Source organism: Streptomyces sp. NPDC056373 (genome assembly GCF_042262425.1).
In the GTDB taxonomy this organism is placed as follows: Bacteria; Actinomycetota; Actinomycetes; order Streptomycetales; family Streptomycetaceae; genus Streptomyces.
In genome coordinates, this window is sequence record NZ_JBHJPX010000057.1 from 1 (window position 1) to 1,454 (window position 1,454).

A 1,454-nucleotide genomic window follows, 5' to 3' on the forward strand; every position below is an offset into this window, starting at 1 on the left:
GTGTTGTTGCTAAAGTTATCGCTTAATCGCGAATAATTTTTCGACACAAAAAAGGGGCACTTCGGTGCCCTTTTTTTATGCAATTGACCCGTCCTGAATAGCGTTGACACATTTTACTCACGCACAGAGGAAAATGTGATGAACCAGTATATTAAACGCACACAACGCGATTACTCTCTATCCTTTAAACTGGCTGTCGTCGAACAGGTCGAAAAAGGCGAGATGACATACCGCCAGGCGCAAGATCGCTACGGTATCCAAGGCAGCCAGACTGTCATGAACTGGCTGCGCAAATACGGTCAACTTGACTGGCGAACTTCTCCTTCCACCAGAACGTGCGGAGACAACATGCCCAAACTCCCCCTGACGCCCGAACAGCGTATTAAAGAACTTGAGCAGCAACTGGCTGAATCTGAAGTCAAAGCCCAGTTCTTCGAAGCTGTCGTCAAAGTGATGAACACCGACTTTGGCGCCACGCTGACAAAAAAGCAGCTAACCGCCTTATCGCGCAAACACAAGTACCGGGACTCACAGTAACGCGGGCCTGCCGATGGATGGGCATCAGCCGACAAGCGTGGTATCAGTCCCTGCAGCGTGAAGCAGGCAAAGAGGAGCAGGCCCGGCATCTCGTCGAACAGGTGACGGCCATCCGCTTGCACCAACCCCGACTGGGGACACGTAAGCTGCATCACCTGTTGCGGCAACACCCCGAACCGGCGTTGCATGTGGGCCGTGACCGGTTGTTCAGTATCCTGCGCTGCGCGCGGTTACTGGTGATGCCTAAACGGGCGTATCACAAGACGACGCACAGCCATCATCGTTTTTATCGCCATCCCAACCTGCTAAAAGCGGGAGACAATCAAGTAATAGCCAGCCGTCCGGAACAGGTATGGGTGGCGGATATCACCTACCTGCCGCTGAGAACGGGGACGGCGTATGTCAGCCTGGTAACGGATGCCTGGTCGAGAAAAATCGTGGGATATCACGTGCATGACAGTCTGCATACCCGGCATGTCGCCTGCGCGTTCAAAATGGCACTGGCCGGCAGACGCACGGCGTTGCCGTTGGTGCATCACTCGGACAGGGGTATCCAGTACTGCTCGCAGGAATATCAGGCGTTACATCAGCAGTATGGCGTCATCTGCTCGATGACGGACGGGTATGACTGTTATCAGAACGCGCTGGCGGAACGGATAAACGGGATACTCAAAACGGAATACCTGCTCGGCAGGCCAGAAGATATCGCGCAGGCAACAAACCTGGTCAGGGAGTCGGTGAACCTCTACAACACGCGGCGGCCGCACTTGTCGCTGAAATACAAAACGCCCGATGAGGTTCATCGGGCGTTATCCGGTTGAAAAGTGTCAACCTATATCAGGACTAGTCACAATTTGCTCAAATCTTAATTGAAATAAAAACCATTCCTATTTAGACTCAATGCATTGGTTAAGAAG

At 52.7% G+C, this 1,454-nt stretch carries 1 pseudogene; it reads left to right on the forward strand.

Annotated features, from left to right (window positions below):
• Window positions 1-138: 138 nt before the first annotated feature.
• Window positions 139-1,384 (forward strand): annotated as a pseudogene (locus ACFCXS_RS39430) (IS3 family transposase).
• Window positions 1,385-1,454: the final 70 nt, after the last annotated feature.